Source organism: Pseudomonas sp. KH_046_2 (genome assembly GCF_057838985.1).
The window spans coordinates 1,325,250-1,342,122 of the sequence record NZ_CM174480.1 but is presented as its reverse complement, the minus strand read 5'-3'; the positions used below and the strand labels follow the sequence as shown (position 1 = coordinate 1,342,122).

17 protein-coding genes are annotated in these 16,873 nt (G+C 59.1%); 2 read left to right on the top strand and 15 right to left on the bottom strand.

All coding sequences use genetic code 11. The features are described 5' to 3' along the window. The first annotated feature begins 133 nt into the window (after positions 1–133). On the top strand, positions 134–457 hold the full coding sequence (gene fdxA / locus AC3IX1_RS06005) for a ferredoxin FdxA (RefSeq protein WP_150727667.1): 324 nt from the start codon (positions 134–136) through the stop codon (positions 455–457). A 471-nt stretch (positions 458–928) separates the two neighbouring features. On the opposite strand, the gene rpoS is transcribed toward fdxA, so the two are convergent. The 8 genes from rpoS to AC3IX1_RS05965 all read right to left on the bottom strand — a co-directional run bounded on the left by rpoS (position 929) and on the right by AC3IX1_RS05965 (position 8,065). Beyond that, positions 929–1,936, bottom strand: a complete 1,008-nt coding sequence (gene rpoS / locus AC3IX1_RS06000; RefSeq protein ID WP_007990225.1) for an RNA polymerase sigma factor RpoS — start codon at positions 1,934–1,936, stop codon at positions 929–931. Between the two features lie 105 nt (positions 1,937–2,041). Continuing rightward, positions 2,042–2,899: a peptidoglycan DD-metalloendopeptidase family protein gene (locus AC3IX1_RS05995; RefSeq protein ID WP_489387489.1), complete on the bottom strand. Its 858-nt coding sequence runs from the start codon at positions 2,897–2,899 to the stop codon at positions 2,042–2,044. A gap of 212 nt (positions 2,900–3,111) precedes the next feature. After that, positions 3,112–3,747 carry a protein-L-isoaspartate(D-aspartate) O-methyltransferase gene (locus tag AC3IX1_RS05990; protein ID WP_172435346.1) on the bottom strand — a complete coding sequence of 212 codons (636 nt, stop codon included), beginning with the start codon at positions 3,745–3,747 and terminating at the stop codon, positions 3,112–3,114. A 41-nt stretch (positions 3,748–3,788) separates the two neighbouring features. After that, positions 3,789–4,538, bottom strand: a complete 750-nt coding sequence (gene surE / locus AC3IX1_RS05985; protein WP_008054064.1) for a 5'/3'-nucleotidase SurE — start codon at positions 4,536–4,538, stop codon at positions 3,789–3,791. Beyond that, a complete protein-coding gene (truD, locus tag AC3IX1_RS05980) occupies positions 4,526–5,584 on the bottom strand; it encodes a tRNA pseudouridine(13) synthase TruD (protein ID WP_489387488.1) in 1,059 nt (352 codons plus the stop codon). The genes surE and truD overlap by 13 nt, the downstream gene beginning before the upstream one ends. Then, entirely contained in the window at positions 5,581–6,054 is a 474-nt protein-coding gene (ispF, locus tag AC3IX1_RS05975; protein ID WP_056720941.1) for a 2-C-methyl-D-erythritol 2,4-cyclodiphosphate synthase, read from the bottom strand. Before ispF ends, truD begins: the two co-directional genes overlap by 4 nt. Positions 6,055–6,095: 41 nt before the next feature. After that, on the bottom strand, positions 6,096–6,944 hold the full coding sequence (fghA, locus tag AC3IX1_RS05970; protein WP_423502792.1) for an S-formylglutathione hydrolase: 849 nt from the start codon (positions 6,942–6,944) through the stop codon (positions 6,096–6,098). 8 nt (positions 6,945–6,952) lie between these two features. Beyond that, complete coding sequence (locus tag AC3IX1_RS05965; RefSeq protein WP_007970717.1) at positions 6,953–8,065, bottom strand: S-(hydroxymethyl)glutathione dehydrogenase/class III alcohol dehydrogenase; 1,113 nt, start codon at positions 8,063–8,065, stop codon at positions 6,953–6,955. A gap of 107 nt (positions 8,066–8,172) precedes the next feature. Here AC3IX1_RS05965 and AC3IX1_RS05960 point away from each other — a divergent pair, with 107 nt between their 5' ends. After that, positions 8,173–9,069: a LysR family transcriptional regulator gene (locus AC3IX1_RS05960; RefSeq protein ID WP_489387487.1), complete on the top strand. Its 897-nt coding sequence runs from the start codon at positions 8,173–8,175 to the stop codon at positions 9,067–9,069. On the opposite strand, the gene ispD is transcribed toward AC3IX1_RS05960, so the two are convergent. The 7 genes from ispD to AC3IX1_RS05925 form a co-directional block, all read right to left on the bottom strand. Beyond that, positions 9,066–9,773, bottom strand: a complete 708-nt coding sequence (ispD, locus tag AC3IX1_RS05955; protein WP_489387486.1) for a 2-C-methyl-D-erythritol 4-phosphate cytidylyltransferase — start codon at positions 9,771–9,773, stop codon at positions 9,066–9,068. The two genes, AC3IX1_RS05960 and ispD, sit on opposite strands and share 4 nt — an antisense overlap. Next, entirely contained in the window at positions 9,770–10,048 is a 279-nt protein-coding gene (ftsB, locus tag AC3IX1_RS05950; protein ID WP_007970710.1) for a cell division protein FtsB, read from the bottom strand. The genes ispD and ftsB overlap by 4 nt, the downstream gene beginning before the upstream one ends. 169 nt (positions 10,049–10,217) lie before the next feature. Next, a complete protein-coding gene (gene eno / locus AC3IX1_RS05945) occupies positions 10,218–11,507 on the bottom strand; it encodes a phosphopyruvate hydratase (RefSeq protein WP_056720952.1) in 1,290 nt (429 codons plus the stop codon). 156 nt (positions 11,508–11,663) lie between these two features. Further along, positions 11,664–12,509, bottom strand: coding sequence for a 3-deoxy-8-phosphooctulonate synthase (gene kdsA / locus AC3IX1_RS05940; RefSeq protein ID WP_056720954.1), 846 nt, complete (start codon positions 12,507–12,509; stop codon positions 11,664–11,666). Between the two features lie 5 nt (positions 12,510–12,514). Continuing rightward, positions 12,515–14,146, bottom strand: coding sequence for a CTP synthase (gene pyrG, locus AC3IX1_RS05935; RefSeq protein WP_110657475.1), 1,632 nt, complete (start codon positions 14,144–14,146; stop codon positions 12,515–12,517). A gap of 274 nt (positions 14,147–14,420) precedes the next feature. After that, positions 14,421–15,749: a tRNA lysidine(34) synthetase TilS gene (gene tilS, locus AC3IX1_RS05930; RefSeq protein WP_489387485.1), complete on the bottom strand. Its 1,329-nt coding sequence runs from the start codon at positions 15,747–15,749 to the stop codon at positions 14,421–14,423. A 150-nt stretch (positions 15,750–15,899) separates the two neighbouring features. Next, positions 15,900–16,847 carry an acetyl-CoA carboxylase carboxyltransferase subunit alpha gene (locus AC3IX1_RS05925; RefSeq protein WP_150718431.1) on the bottom strand — a complete coding sequence of 316 codons (948 nt, stop codon included), beginning with the start codon at positions 16,845–16,847 and terminating at the stop codon, positions 15,900–15,902. Between the last annotated feature and the right edge of the window lie 26 nt (positions 16,848–16,873).

The window sequence follows — 16,873 nt, the reverse complement described above, 5'->3', positions numbered from 1 at the left end:
TTGCAAGCTGTTAGAATCTCGCGCGGTTTGGGATGCTGCTGGCTAATAGCCTGGCCAGCAGACTATCGCTCCCGAACCTGGCGACCCCTACGAGAAGGGGCGCAGCAAGCCGCGCCTGAGGAGAAAATTAGAAATGACCTTCGTCGTCACCGACAACTGCATCAAGTGCAAGTACACCGACTGCGTAGAAGTCTGTCCGGTGGACTGCTTTTACGAAGGCCCGAATTTCCTGGTGATCCACCCGGATGAGTGCATCGATTGCGCGCTGTGCGAACCTGAATGCCCTGCCGTGGCTATCTTCTCCGAGGATGAGGTTCCGGCCGGCATGGAAAACTTCATCGAGCTGAACGCTGAGTTGGCCGATATCTGGCCAAACATCACCGAGAAGAAAGATTCGATGCCCGACGCTGAAGAGTGGGATGGCAAGAAAGGCAAGATCGCAGACCTCGAACGCTGATTACCCCCGCGTTCGCGAAAAAGGCCCCACAAGGGCCTTTTTGCTTTTCTGCAGGCAAAAAAAGGGGCGGTTTGACCCGCCCACATTTTTTCCCTATTCCCTGTGTTCCTTTTCATCGTCCTGATGAATCGCGTCCTGCGATATCCATATCCCTCATCCATGAAGGACGTGTCTGTCCGTCGACACAACCTCAATACTAGAGCTTTCCCCTCCGGGATCAATCGCCCCTTGGCGCCAGATCCAGCTGTCACACATCATTAATATTAAAAAATAGCCATATAGATCATAAATATAGAGGCGAACAGCGTTCCGCATGGACGACTGCCAGGGTGTAAAAATAACGAACACTTACGCAAGAGTAAGCCCAGGCTTACAGTACGAAACCAAAATCCCGAGGGGATTCGGTCTGCTGGCCAGACAATAAAAAACCCCGAGCCAGTCGGGGTTTTTCATGCCATCGCAGTGAGCGCCTTATTGGAACAGCGACTCACTCGACAGACCATTTTTTTCCAGGATCTCGCGCAGCCGCTTCAAGCCTTCGACCTGAATCTGTCTGACCCGCTCACGGGTCAGGCCGATTTCCAGGCCTACGTCTTCCAGGGTGCTGCTTTCATGACCGCGCAGGCCGAAGCGGCGTACAACCACTTCGCGTTGCTTGTCGGTCAGTTCCGAGAGCCATTGATCGATGCTCTGGGACAGGTCGTCGTCCTGCAGCAGCTCGCATGGATCGGTTGGACGGTCGTCAGTCAGGGTATCGAGCAGGGTTTTATCCGAATCCGGACCCAGCGAGACGTCGACCGAAGAAACCCGTTCGTTAAGGCCCAGCATGCGCTTGACCTCTCCCACCGGTTTTTCCAGCAGGTTGGCGATTTCTTCGGGTGAGGGTTCATGGTCGAGTTTTTGCGTCAGCTCCCGCGCGGCCCGCAGGTACACATTCAGCTCCTTGACCACATGGATCGGCAGCCGGATGGTCCGGGTCTGATTCATGATTGCGCGTTCGATGGTCTGGCGAATCCACCAGGTCGCGTAGGTCGAGAAGCGGAAACCGCGTTCCGGATCGAACTTCTCCACCGCCCGGATCAAGCCGAGGTTGCCCTCTTCGATCAGGTCCAGCAGCGACAACCCACGATTGACGTAACGCCGGGCGATTTTCACCACCAGCCGCAGGTTACTTTCAATCATGCGTTTGCGCCCGGCCGGATCGCCACTTTGCGACAGGCGCGCAAAATGAACTTCTTCTTCGGGTGATAGCAGGGGAGAGAAACCAATTTCATTGAGATACAGCTGCGTGGCATCAAGTGCCCGCGTGTAATCAATGTACTTGTGTTGTTTCAAGGATGCGGAGTGTTTGGATTTGGCACGAACGGAAGGTGGAGCCGCCCCTTCATCATTCGACATCGAATCCGTATCGATGCTGCTCTCCATCAGGAGAACCTCATCGTCGATGTCAAACTCCGGCACTTCTTTACTGAGAGCCATTGTTATAGTCCTTTGGTGAGTTCGACCTCAAGCTCAAGCGGCGCCTTTCTCCCTGGCAACGCTGGAGCCTGTCCCCTCTACGCGACGGAACAGGCTGGTAAGCGATCAACGACGTGGCAGGAATTGCAGCGGATCTACAGGTTTACCCTGGCGGCGAATCTCAAAATGCAGTTTCACCCGGTCTGTACCCGTTGACCCCATTTCGGCAATTGTCTGTCCGACCTTGACCTGCTGCCCCTCCCGAACCAACAGCCTGCGGTTATGTCCGTAGGCACTTACGTAGGTTTCACTGTGTTTGATGATTACTAATTCGCCGTAGCCCCTTAAGCCACTCCCGGCGTATACCACCGTCCCATCAGACGCAGCTAAAACAGGCTGTCCCAAATCTCCGGCGATATCAATTCCTTTATTCAAACTACCGTTTGAAGAGAATTTTCCAATCAGAATGCCATTAGATGGCCATCCCCAGCCGGTCGGGGCTGGCCCCGGAGGGGGCATCGCAGCGGAGGCAGGCTTGCTCGCGACGGACGGTACAACCGTCGTTGTGCTGGTGGTCGTACCGTTTGCCGAACGACGGATGACTGTTGTTTTACTCGATGACGAAGGTGTTGAACTGGACGAACCGACCACCGCCGTCGACGTTGAATCGGTACGTCCATCAAAGCGAATCGTCTGACCCGGACGAATGGTGTAAGGCGCAGGAATGTTGTTGCGTGCCGCCAGGGCCTTGTAGTCCCAGCCGTAACGGAAGGCGATGGAGAACAGGGTGTCCTTGGGCCGAACCACGTATTGTCCGGTGGTCACGGCTGGACGCTGAGCCGCGGCATTGTTGCGGTCCACGACACGAACATCGCTGGACTTGTTGCTGGAACAACCGACCAGCAAGGTGCTCAAGACAAGGCCAGTCACCAGGCGCTGAAAGCTCGTTTTACTCATTCGCTGCGCAATGACTGTGAGACTCACCCGCCGCTCCCTCTGTGGTGGCTGAAAATGTGAAATACCGGAGTCCGGTAATGAACTGTCGCAAGTATAACGGGCCGTGCACGCTTTACCTTTAATGTAGCGAATTGGCGTCGCGCACACGTTTGCTGCCTGACGATGAATCCCGTTCAACCCAACGATGCTGCTGTAAGACAAAGGCAATCGAAGAGAATTCAGCGCGCCGAAACAAATGCTCAGGCCAGTGGCCCATTGAGCAACGGCACGAAGCGCACAGCCCCCAGGACATGCCTGGAAAAACCTTGTTCCTCGCGAATGATCAGCATCAATTGCTGGACTTCGCCGGCCCCGACCGGGATCACCATTCGGCCTCCCGGTGCCAACTGGTCAAGCAGTGCCTGGGGCACATCGGTCGCCACTGCGGTGACGATAATCCCGTTGTACGGTGCCAGTGCCGGCCAGCCTTCCCAGCCATCTCCCCAGCGGAACACCACGTTGCGCAGGTTCAGTTCGACCAGACGTTCCTTTGCCCGATCCTGCAGAACCTTGATGCGCTCGACCGAGAACACACGCTCGACCAGTTGCGACAGCACCGCCGTCTGATAACCCGACCCGGTGCCGATCTCCAGCACCTTGTCGAGAGGACCGGCCTCCAGCAGCAGCTCGCTCATGCGCGCCACCATATAAGGCTGGGAGATGGTCTGGTTGTTGCCAATCGGCAGCGCCGTGTCTTCATAGGCACGGTGCGCCAGTGCTTCGTCGACGAACAGGTGGCGCGGGGTCCGGCGAATGACCTCCAGTACCCTGGCGTTGGAGATGCCTTCTTCGTACAGGCGCTGGATCAGCCGCTCCCGGGTTCGCTGGGAGGTCATGCCGATGCCGCGACGCAGCATATCGTCTTGTTCGCGACCCATCAGCGCAGCCCCTCCAGCCAGCCGTCCAGACTTCTGAAGGCATCATTGAAGGTGCGATCCAGTTGCAGCGGCGTGATCGAAACATAACCCTGCATCACTGCATGGAAATCGGTACCCGGGCCACCGTCTTCGGCATCCCCGGCCGCCGCGATCCAGTAACCGGACTTGCCTCGCGGATCCACCACTTTCATCGGTGCCGCGGCTCGGGCGCGATGGCCCAGGCGAGTCAGCTGGATACCGCGGATACGATCCAGCGGCAAATTGGGAATGTTCACGTTCAGTACCGTACGCGGTGGCAGATCCAGGTCAGCATGGGCTTCGACCAGTTTGCGCGCGAAATGGGCAGCTGTGGGAAGGTTATCTACCTGGCGTGAGACCAGCGAAAAGGCAAACGAAGGGTGTTTCAGGAAACGCCCCTCGAGGGCCGCCGCCACCGTACCGGAATACAGCACATCGTCCCCCAGGTTCGCGCCCAGGTTGATACCGGAAACTACCATGTCCGCTTCGCGCTCCAGCAGGCCGTTGAGGCCCAGGTGCACACAATCGGTCGGAGTGCCGTTGAGGCTGATAAAGCCGTTGGCCAGGGTTTGCGGGTGCAACGGACGGTCGAGCGTCAGCGAACTGCTGGCGCCGCTCTTGTCCTGGTCCGGGGCGATAACCACGCACTCGGTGTAATCCGCCAGCGCAGCATAAAGCGCGGCGAGACCGGGTGCTGTTACCCCATCGTCGTTAGAAATCAGAATACGCATGGGCTGTCCGTCTGCCCCACCGGCACCAGATCAACAAGCTCGCGCACCAATACGGTGGCGAAGCATCCGGCCGGCAGGACGAATTCCAGTTGCAGAATGTCCAGCGAGGGATAATGCCACGTCAACCCGCCAATGGGCAGCCGCAGGATGCGACGTTCGTGGCTCATACCGGCGCTGATCAACCAATCGCGAAGGTCCGCTTCGCGTGCAGCAATCGCCTGCTCCAGTTCATGGACAACGCCCGTGGCCGGCGAGTCACCTTCGCCCCACTGCGGACCGGTCGGGTGCAGATCGAGAATCGCCAGGCGCGGGTCGCTGCACTCGGCTTCGCCTGCCGGGAAAAAGCTGCGACTGTCGGTGAACGCAAGCAGATCGCCGACCTGGGCACGCTGCCAGGTGCCATCGGCGACACGTGCGGCCAGTACCTGATTGAACAGAAAACTGCGCGCCGTGGAAAGCAGGCGCGAGCGCACGTTGCGCTGCTCCGGCAAGGCCTTGCGCGCGGCCCAGGCGCGAGCATCGACGACGTTGCCGCCGTCATGGCCGAAGCGCTGGGCGCCGAAATAATTGGGGATGCCGTGTTTGGCGATCAGTTGCAGACGCTCTTCAAGCGCTGCCTTGTCGCCAGCGAACTGCGTCAGGCGCAAGGTGAAGCCGTTGGCCGAGTGCGCACCGCGTTGCAGCTTGCGCTTGTGGCGGGTGGTCTTGAGGATCTTCAGCGTATCGTTTTCTGCGGCCGACAAATCAGGGTCGGCCTTGCCCGGCAATTGCACGCTGAACCACTGGCGAGTCAACGCCTGACGGTCCTTGAGCCCGGCATAACTGACGGTGCGCAATGGCACGCCGGCAGCCTTGGCAATCCGTCGCGCCGCTTCTTCTGTGTTCAGGCCGCGCTTTTCCACCCAGATCCACAGGTGTTCGCCTTCGCCACTGAGGGGAATGTCGAGGACTTCGTCGACCTGGAAATCTTCCGCGATCGCTTTCAGGACCGCCGTGCCGAGGGCCTCACCGTAAGCCCGCGGGCCGAGCAATTGCAATTCGTTCATGCGCGCAGCAACAAGGCAACGGAGTGCACGGCGATGCCTTCTTCGCGACCGACAAAGCCGAGCTTTTCGGTGGTGGTAGCTTTCACGTTCACTTGATCCAACTCTACTTGAAGATCCGCGGCAATCAGCGCGCGCATCGATTCGATATGCGGGGCCATTTTCGGCGCCTGGGCGACGATGGTGTTATCGACGTTGCCGACTTTCCAGCCTTTGGCATGGACCAGTGCGACGACGTGACGCAACAGCGCACGGCTGTCGGCGCCCTTGAATTTCGGGTCGGTATCCGGGAAATGCTTGCCGATGTCTCCCAGCGCCGCGGCGCCGAGCAAGGCATCGCTCAAGGCGTGCAAGAGGACGTCACCGTCAGAGTGAGCGAGCAGCCCGAAGCTGTGTGCAATGCGCACGCCGCCCAGAGTGATGAAATCGCCTTCAGCGAAACGGTGCACATCATAGCCGTGGCCAATACGCATAAAAAAACGCCCCGATTTTTGTCAGGGCGTGATTCTACCTGCTATTGAGTGCCTAGAGCATGCGCGTGATGTTGCAAGTGATCTTCGATGAAACTGGCGATGAAGAAATAGCTGTGGTCGTAGCCCGGTTGCAGGCGCAACGTCAACGGGTGGCCGGCCAGTTTGGCCGCCTGCTGCAAGGCTTCGGGCTTGAGCTGGTTGGCGAGGAAATCGTCGCGATCTCCCTGGTCGACCAGCAGCGGCAGCTTTTCATCGGCCTCGGCAATCAACGCGCAGGCATCCCATTCGCGCCACTTCGAACGGTCCTCTCCCAGATACCGGGAGAAGGCTTTCTGCCCCCACGGGCAATCCATCGGATTGTTGATTGGCGAGAACGCCGACACCGACAGATAGCGCCCCGGATTGCGCAATGCGCAGACCAGCGCACCGTGGCCGCCCATGGAATGGCCACTGATGCCGCGCTTGTCCGATGCCGGGAAATGGGCTTCAACCAATGTCGGCAATTCCTGCACGACATAGTCATGCATCCGATAGTGGCGCGACCAAGGCTCCTGGGTGGCATTCAGGTAAAACCCGGCGCCGAGGCCGAAGTCCCAGGCGCCATCCGGATCACCCGGCACATCAGGACCGCGAGGGCTGGTATCCGGTGCGACGATGATCAGCCCCAACTCGGCGGCCATGCGCATGGCGCCGGCCTTTTGCATGAAGTTCTCATCGGTGCAGGTCAGGCCGGACAACCAGTACAACACCGGCAGCTTGCCGCCCTGCTCCGCTTGCGGCGGCAGGTACACGGCGAACACCATGTCGCAGCCGAGCACTTCCGAGCGATGGCGATAGCGTTTGTGCCAGCCGCCGAAGCTTTTCTGGCAGGAGATGTTTTCCAGGCTCATGGCGGACCTCAGAAATGGATGACGGAGCGGATGCTTTTTCCTTCATGCATCAGGTCAAACGCCTTGTTGATATCTTCCAGGCCCATGGTGTGGGTGATGAAGGTATCCAGCGGAATCTCACCGGACTCGGCCATCTCCACATAGCTTGGTAACTCGGTACGGCCGCGCACGCCGCCGAACGCCGAACCCCGCCAGACGCGGCCGGTGACCAACTGGAACGGACGGGTCGAGATTTCCTGACCGGCACCGGCAACACCGATGATGACCGACTCGCCCCAGCCTTTGTGGCAGCACTCCAGCGCCGCGCGCATCAGTTGCACGTTGCCGATGCACTCGAAGGAAAAGTCGACGCCGCCATCGGTCATGTCGACGATGACTTCCTGGATCGGGCGATCGAAGTCTTTCGGGTTCACACAGTCGGTTGCGCCCAGCTGCTTGGCGATTTCGAATTTGGCCGGGTTGATGTCGATGGCGATGATGCGGGCAGCCTTGGCTTTGACAGCGCCGATGACAGCCGACAGACCGATGCCGCCGAGGCCGAAAATGGCCACGGTGTCACCCGGTTTCACCTTGGCGGTGTTGAGCACGGCACCGATACCGGTGGTGACACCGCAGCCCAGCAGGCAGACTTTTTCCAGTGGCGCTTCCTTGGCGATTTTCGCAACGGAAATCTCCGGGAGTACGGTGTACTCGGAGAAGGTGGAAGTACCCATGTAGTGGAAAATCGTTTCGCCCTTGTAGGAAAAACGCGAAGTCCCGTCGGGCATCAAGCCTTTGCCCTGGGTCGCGCGAATCGCCTGGCAGAGGTTGGTTTTACCCGACAGACAGAATTTGCACTGACGGCATTCCGGGGTGTACAGCGGGATCACATGATCGCCCACCGCAACGGAGGTCACGCCCTCGCCGATTGCTTCCACGATCGCACCACCTTCATGGCCGAGGATCGACGGGAAGATGCCTTCCGGATCAGCGCCGGACAATGTGTAGGCATCGGTATGGCAAACACCGGAGGCCACCACGCGCAGCAATACTTCGCCGGCCTTGGGCATGGCGACATCGACTTCAACGATTTCGAGGGGCTTCTTGGCCTCGAAGGCAACGGCGGCGCGCGACTTGATCATGATGACTCTCCAGCGAATAAAAACGAGACAGTGAGTGTAATACATGGCTCAACGATGAATAATCGAGGCAAATGCAAAATATTATTGCCGTACAGGGATAATCATCAATGTCCGAAAATCGCTGGGAAGGGATCGACGAGTTCGTCGCCGTTGCCGAATGCAACCAGTTCACCGCTGCTGCGGAGCGCCTGGGGGTTTCTTCCTCCCATATCAGTCGACAAATCGTACGCCTCGAAGAACGCCTGCAAACCCGTCTGCTCTACCGCAGTACTCGCCGGGTCGCGCTGACCGAAGCCGGGCAAACCTTCCTGCAACATTGTCAGCGTTTGCAGGATGGTCGCGAAGAAGCGTTGCGCGCGGTCGGTGACCTGACCAGCGAACCCAAGGGCATGCTGCGCATGACCTGCGCCGTGGCTTACGGCGAACGTTTCATCGTGCCTCTGGTGACCCGCTTCATGGGGCTGTATCCGCAACTGCGCATCGACATCGAACTGACCAATCGCCAGCTTGATCTGGTGCACGAAGGCCTGGACCTGGCGATTCGCCTCGGGCGCTTGCAGGATTCACGGCTGGTCGCCACCCGTCTCGCGCCGCGACGCATGTTTCTCTGTGCATCGCCCTCCTATCTTGAACGCTACGGTCGGCCGCACAGTCTGTCGGAACTCAGTCGCCACAATTGCCTCATCGGCAGTTCCGACCTTTGGCAACTGGAACAGAACGGGAGGGAATTTTCCCAACGGGTGCAGGGAAACTGGCGCTGCAACAGTGGGCAAGCCGTGCTGGATGCGGCGCTACAGGGCGTGGGGTTGTGTCAGTTGCCGGACTATTACGTGTTGGAGCATTTGAATAGCGGCGCGTTGATTTCATTGCTGGAGGCGCATCAACCACCGAACACGGCAGTTTGGGCGTTGTACCCGCAGCAGCGGCATTTGTCGCCGAAGGTGCGCAAGCTGGTGGATTTTTTGAAGGTGGGGTTGGCGGAACAGCCTGAGTACGCCAATTAGCGACGATTGACCCAACGCTGTCTCAACCATTCAAGGTCTTCGGGACGCGTAACCTTGAGGTTATCGGACCGCCCTTCGATCAGGCGCGGTGCCGAACCGGCCCACTCCATCGCCGAAGCTTCGTCGGTAATAACGGCATCGGCCACCAGACTATCCGCCAAAGCCCGATGCAACGCCCCAAGGCGGAACATCTGCGGCGTGTAGGCCTGCCAGATCACGCTGCGATCCACGGTTTCGACCACACGACCGTGCTTGTCGACCCGCTTGAGCGTATCCCGCGCCGGAACCGCCAACAGCCCGCCGACAGGGTCGTCAGCCAGCTCAGCCAGCAGCTTGTCCAGATCGTCACGACTGAGGTTCGGCCGTGCGGCATCGTGAACCAGTACCCAATCCTCATCGTCGGCACCCTGCGCATGCAAGTGCAGCAAGGCATTGAGCACCGAGCCGGAACGTTCGGCGCCGCCCTCGACCCGGGCAATACGCGGATCACTGGCACACGCCAGGTTCGGCCAATAAGGATCGTCAACGGCAACACTGACCACCAGACCTTTCAGGCATGGATGATCAAGGAAACAGCCAAGGCTGTGTTCGAGAATAGTGCGCCCGCCCAGTTGCAAGTATTGCTTGGGACGGTCCGCGGCCATACGGGCACCGACGCCCGCGGCAGGAATCACGGCCCAGAAGGCCGGTAACGAATTAATCATTGGGCCAACTGGTAAAGGGTTTCACCGTCCTTGACCATGCCCAACTCATGGCGAGCCCGTTCTTCGACGGTCTCCATGCCCTTTTTCAACTCACTGACTTCGGCGTCCATCACCCGGTTGCGCTCCAGTAGTGCCTGGTTCTCAGCTTGCTGATCGGCAATCTGCTGAGTCAACTCGGCCACTTGCGCCAGACTGCCGTTTCCCACCCACAGGCGGTACTGCAGGCCAGCCAGCAACAAAAGCAGGATGAGGAACAACCAATTGGGACTGCGCATCGAATATCAGGTATCCAGTGAAAAAAGACAGCCATGCCAAACGTGAAGCTTCTGATAGCACGAAGCCTGGAAGAACCAGGCTTGTGCATATAAGGCATCAGATTAGTGGCAAAAACGTCGCTGTAGCGATTTTTCCGACACAATCCGCTGACTTTTTACGAGTTACCGCTTAACCGCGGAACTCGCTGCGACCGTTGTACTTGGCTTTGCCGTTCAACTGCTCTTCGATACGCAGCAGTTGGTTGTACTTGGAAACACGGTCGGAACGGCACAGGGAGCCGGTCTTGATCTGGCCAGCCGAGGTGCCCACGGCCAGGTCGGCAATGGTCGAATCTTCGGTTTCGCCGGAGCGGTGCGAGATCACGGCAGTGTAACCGGCAGCCTTGGCCATCTGGATGGCTTCCAGGGTTTCGGTCAGGGTGCCGATCTGGTTGAACTTGATCAGGATCGAGTTGGCGATCTTCTTGTCGATGCCTTCTTTCAGGATCTTGGTGTTGGTGACGAACAGGTCGTCGCCTACCAGCTGGGTCTTCTCGCCGATCTTGTCGGTAAGGATCTTCCAGCCAGCCCAGTCGGACTCGTCCAGGCCATCTTCGATGGAGATGATCGGGTAACGCTCGGTCAGACCTTTCAGGTAATCAGCGAAACCTTCGGCGGTGAACACCTGGCCTTCGCCGGACAGGTTGTACTTGCCGTCTTCGTAGAATTCGCTGGCCGCGCAGTCCAGGGCCAGGGTCACGTCGGTGCCCAGCTTGTAACCGGCGTTGGCCACGGCTTCGGAGATCACTTTCAAAGCGTCTTCGTTGGAAGCCAGGTTCGGTGCGAAACCACCTTCGTCACCCACGGCAGTGCTCAGGCCACGGGCCTTCAGTACAGCCTTGAGGTGGTGGAAAATCTCGGTGCCCATGCGCAGACCTTCCGAGAAAGACTTGGCGCCAACCGGCTGAACCATGAATTCCTGGATGTCGACGTTGTTATCGGCGTGCTCGCCACCGTTGATGATGTTCATCATCGGAACCGGCATCGAGTAGACACCCGGGGTGCCGTTCAGGTTGGCGATGTGAGCGTACAGCGGCAGGTCCTGGTCCTGTGCTGCTGCCTTGGCCGCGGCCAGGGAAACGGCGAGGATCGCGTTGGCGCCCAGGGAACCTTTGTTTTCAGTACCGTCGAGCTTGATCATTGCCAGATCGAGCGCTTTCTGGTCGCTTGGGTCCATGCCTTTCAACAGGTCGCGGATCGGACCGTTGATGTTGGCTACGGCCTTCAGAACGCCCTTGCCCAGGTAACGGCTCTTGTCGCCATCACGCAGCTCGAGCGCTTCACGCGAGCCAGTGGAAGCACCGGACGGCGCGCAGGCACTGCCGATGATGCCGTTGTCGAGAAGCACGTCCGCTTCCACGGTGGGATTGCCACGGGAGTCGAGAACTTCACGACCTTTGATGTCGACGATTTTAGCCATTGTTGTAAACACTCCAAAGTTGACGAAAACGACGCAGCTGTAGGAAATCTTTGATCGTCGGCAAGTGAGGTGCAGCGGGCAGTCTTGCAGACGACAAGGCTCAGGCCCGAGGGCCTGGGCGTTAAATCGTGCGGTACTTTACCGGAGAATTGAGGATTACGCGGTTTCTACCGTCGGAAAACTCTTCACCAGTTCGTCCAAAGCCTTGAGCTGGGCCAGGAATGGCTCCAGTTTGTCCAGGCGCAAGGCGCAAGGACCGTCGCATTTGGCGTTGTCCGGATCCGGGTGAGCTTCGAGGAACAAGCCAGCCAGGGACTGGCTCATGCCGGCTTTTGCCAGATCGAGGACCTGGGCGCGACGACCGCCGGCGGAATCGGAGCGACCACCAGGCATTTGCAGCGCGTGGGTCACGTCGAAAAACACCGGGTATTCGAACTGTTTCATGATACCGAAACCGAGCATGTCGACGACCAGGTTGTTGTAGCCGAAGCTCGAACCACGCTCGCAGAGGATCAACTGATCGTTACCCGCTTCCACGCACTTGTTCAGGATGTGCTTCATCTCCTGAGGTGCGAGGAACTGGGCTTTCTTGATGTTGATCACAGCGCCGGTCTTTGCCATCGCGACAACGAGGTCGGTCTGGCGCGACAGGAAGGCCGGCAACTGGATGATGTCGCAGACTTCAGCGACGACCGCGGCCTGATCAGGCTCGTGGACGTCGGTGATGATCGGCACGCCGAAGGCTTGCTTGATGTCCTGGAAGATGCGCATGCCTTCTTCCAGGCCAGGACCACGATAGGAGGTCACAGAAGACCGGTTGGCCTTGTCGAAACTGGCCTTGAACACGTAAGGGATACCGAGCTTTTCGGTGACCTTCACATACTCTTCGCAAACCTGCATGGCCATATCACGGCTTTCCAGCACGTTCATGCCGCCGAACAGCACCATGGGTTTGTCGTTGGCAATCTCGATGTCGCCGACGCGGATGATCTTCTGTGCCATCGGGGTTACGCCTTCTTCTGGTGTTGAGTCAACGCTGCCTTGACGAAACCGCTGAACAGCGGGTGACCGTCGCGTGGCGTCGAGGTGAACTCAGGGTGGAACTGGCAAGCGACGAACCATGGGTGATCCGGAGCTTCAACCACTTCAACCAGTGCGCCATCACCGGAGCGACCGGAGATTTTCAAACCGGCTTCCATGATTTGCGGCAGCAGGTTGTTGTTCACTTCGTAGCGATGACGATGACGCTCGACAATCACATCCTTGCCGTAGCAACCATGAACCAGGGAACCCGGCTCCAGCAGGCAATCCTGCGCGCCCAGGCGCATGGTGCCGCCCAGATCGGAGGTTTCGGTACGGGTTTCGACAGCGCCGGTGGCATCTTCCCACTCGGTGATCAGGCCCACGACCGGGTGACCGCTTGCACGATCGAACTCGGTGGAGTTGGCGTCTTTCCAGCCCATCACGTTACGTGCGAACTCGATAACGGCCACTTGCATGCCCAGGCAGATGCCCAGGTACGGAACCTTGTTTTCGCGAGCGTATTGAACGGCAGTGATCTTGCCTTCAACGCCACGCAGACCGAAGCCGCCTGGTACCAGGATGGCGTCGACGCCTTCCAGCAGCGCGGTGCCCTGGTTCTCGATGTCTTCGGAATCGATGTAGCGCAGGTTGACCTTGGTACGGTTGCTGATGCCGGCGTGACTCATCGCTTCGATCAGCGACTTGTAGGCGTCCAGCAGCTCCATGTACTTGCCGACCATGGCGATGGTGACTTCATGCTCAGGGTTGAGCTTGGCGTCGACCACGGCTTCCCACTCGGACAGATCGGCACCGCCGCATTGCAGGCCGAAACGCTCGACGACGAAATCGTCCAGGCCCTGGGAGTGCAGGATGCCCGGGATCTTGTAGATGGTGTCGGCGTCTTCCAGCGCGATCACCGCACGTTCTTCAACGTTGGTGAACTGCGCGATCTTGCGACGCGACGACACATCGATCGGGTGGTCGGAGCGGCAGACCAGCACGTCCGGTTGCAGGCCGATGGAACGCAGTTCCTTCACCGAGTGCTGGGTTGGCTTGGTCTTGGTTTCGCCGGCAGTGGCGATGTACGGCACCAGTGTCAGGTGCATCAGCATCGCGCGCTTGGCGCCGACTTCGAAACGCAGCTGGCGGATGGCTTCGAGGAACGGTTGTGATTCGATGTCACCCACGGTGCCACCGATCTCGACCATTGCCACGTCAGCATCGCCGGCGCCCTTGATGATGCGGCGCTTGATTTCGTCGGTGATGTGCGGGATCACCTGGATGGTTGCGCCCAGGTAGTCACCACGGCGCTCCTTGCGCAGGACGTGTTCGTAGACACGGCCGGTGGTGAAGTTGTTGTTCTGGGTCATGGTCGTGCGGATGAACCGCTCGTAGTGACCCAGGTCCAGGTCGGTCTCGGCGCCGTCGTGGGTGACGAACACTTCACCGTGCTGGAACGGGCTCATGGTGCCCGGGTCGACGTTGATGTACGGGTCCAGCTTCAGCATGGTGACCTTAAGTCCCCGCGCCTCCAGGATGGCCGCCAATGATGCCGATGCAATGCCTTTCCCCAATGAAGAAACAACACCGCCCGTGACGAATATGTAGCGCGTCATGAAAAACCCTAGAAGTCTGCGTTAAAGCGGTCCGAGCCGCCGGGGAAAGCGAAGGAAGGCCGAAGCCCCCGATCACCTGCATTAATCACAGTGCACCTTTCAAAAAAACCGCCGCGTTGGGACAGACCGGAAAATGAAACACCGGTTCGTTGCTCGCTACACATTTTTTGGAATCGCCCAGCAAAGACTGCTTGGTAATCGGCAACTCCTGCAATTCAGGCGAATCCACAGAAGTTGTATCAAGAAGGGAGCGTAGTCTACCGGAAAGCCCCTTTCAGCTCAAACCTTGATCTTCGTTCAGTGGCTGCCAATGCAAATGCCAGTCGCCGAGCGCACCACCATCGAGCCCCTTGAGGTTCGCTACCGCCAGCAGTTGCCCGTCTTTGTAGAGCAGCGGCAATCTGCCGCGTACGAAGGACGGTACAGCGTTTTCATTGAGCAAACGTTTCAGGTCACGGTGGCCGCGGCCTGGCAATGCCATGACCTCTCCCCCTTCACGATAGCGGATATGCAGCGGGCCATCGGGGATTTGGCCGGTGAGCAAAAGCACGCCGTTGCCCGGGATAGCCAGCGCAGAAGCCGGATCCAGCCACACCCCGGCGCCGGGCAAAGGCCGCAGCCAGTGGCCGGACAGCCACCAGATCCGCCCGCCCGCCCGATGCAGTTCGCCATCGGCCAGCCGCCACACCGGGCAGGCATCGCCGGTGGCATCGCGCAAATCCTCCCAACCCGACCAATGGTCGGTATCCGGCAGGCGGGTCAGCGGTTCGAGCCAATGACTCAAGGCGTTGCGCTGCCGGGCATCTGACAGTTGCGCAAGGGGCGCCAGTTCAAGGGATCGCAAGCCCAGCCAGGCAAACTCACTGGCAGAGCTGGCCTCACGCAAATCCATGTCCGCCAGTTCTTCGAGCAGCCCCTGCGCTTCAGTCAAATGCGCCGCGCTGCGGGCCATGGTCGCCACCGCTTGCGGCCAGCGCTGGATCAGCGCGGGCAGGACTTGATGCCGCAGGTAATTGCGCGAGTACTGTCGATCCTGGTTCGAGGGATCTTCGATCCAGCTCAAGCCATGCTCACTGGCATAAGCCTCCAGTTCAGCCCGTGTCACATCAAGCAATGGCCGCAGCAGATGCCCCTTGCCCAACGGGCGCTGACGCGGCATTGCGGACAATCCGCGCACGCCCGCTCCGCGCAACAAGCGAAACAACAGGGTTTCCGCCTGATCGTCGCGGTGCTGGGCCGTCAGCAGCACTTCGTTGGCCTGAACGGTTTCAGTGAAGACGTGATACCGCGCATCCCGGGCTGCACGTTCAAGGCTGGCACCCGGTTGCACCTGCACGCGAACCACTTGCAGCGGAACGCCCAGCGCAGCGCACACAGCACGACAATGTTCCGGCCACGCATCCGCCACGGCTTGAAGGCCGTGATGAACATGGATGGCGCTCAGCGCCGGCAGGGATTGGGTTTTGGAGAGTGTTGCCAGAAGGTGCAGCAGGACGGTGGAGTCCAGGCCGCCGGAGAAGGCTATGTGCCAAGTGGCGGCATTGCGCCACGAGGCAAGATTCAACAAGAGTCTGGCGGGCAGATCAATATTGGACCGACTCATATCCATCACCTTGCACAAATCAAATGTGGGAGCGGCGGTTCGGCGTCCCGACTTGCTCGCGAAGACGGTTCAACATTCAACACATTCGTTGGCTGTTATACCGCTTTCGCGAGCAGGCTCGCTCCCACACATGGGTACTGCGTGTACGGCTTAGAGACCGTAGCTCATCAGTCGATCGTAGCGGCGCTTGAGCAGCGCGTCGTTATCGAACTTCTTCAGCATCGCCAGTTGCGAGCTCAGCTCGGCGCGGATCGATGCAGCGGCAGTGGCCGGGTCACGGTGCGCGCCGCCCAGTGGCTCGCCAATCACCTTGTCCACGATGCCCAGGCCTTTGAGGCGCTCGGCGGTGATGCCCATCGCTTCTGCGGCATCCGGTGCTTTCTCGGCGGTTTTCCACAGAATCGAAGCGCAACCTTCCGGCGAGATCACCGCGTAGGTTGAGTATTGCAGCATGTTCAACTGGTCGCAGACACCGATCGCCAGTGCACCACCGGAACCACCCTCACCGATCACGGTGGCGATGATTGGGGTTTTCAGGCGGGCCATGACACGCAGGTTCCAGGCGATCGCCTCGCTCTGGTTACGCTCTTCAGCGTCGATGCCAGGGTAAGCGCCCGGGGTGTCGATGAAGGTCAGGATCGGCATTTTGAAACGTTCGGCCATTTCCATCAGGCGGCAAGCCTTGCGGTAGCCTTCCGGACGCGGCATGCCGAAGTTGCGGCGAACCTTCTCGCGCACTTCACGACCTTTCTGGTGACCGATGATCATCACCGGCTTGTCGTCCAGACGGGCAATACCGCCAACGATGGCAGCGTCGTCGGAGAAGTGACGGTCACCGTGCAGTTCGTCGAACTCGGTGAAGATGTGTTCGATGTAGTCCAGGGTATACGGACGTTTCGGGTGACGCGCCAGACGTGCGATCTGCCAGCTGGTCAACTTGCCGAAGATGTCTTCGGTCAGCGTTTTGCTCTTGTCCTGCAGGCGGGAGATCTCATCGCCGATATTCAGCGAATTGTCATTACCGACCAAGCGCAACTCTTCGATCTTGGCTTGCAGGTCGGCGATCGGCTGTTCGAAATCTAGAAAATTCGGGTTCATAGGCGTCCGTCTTGGGTCGAGTCCCA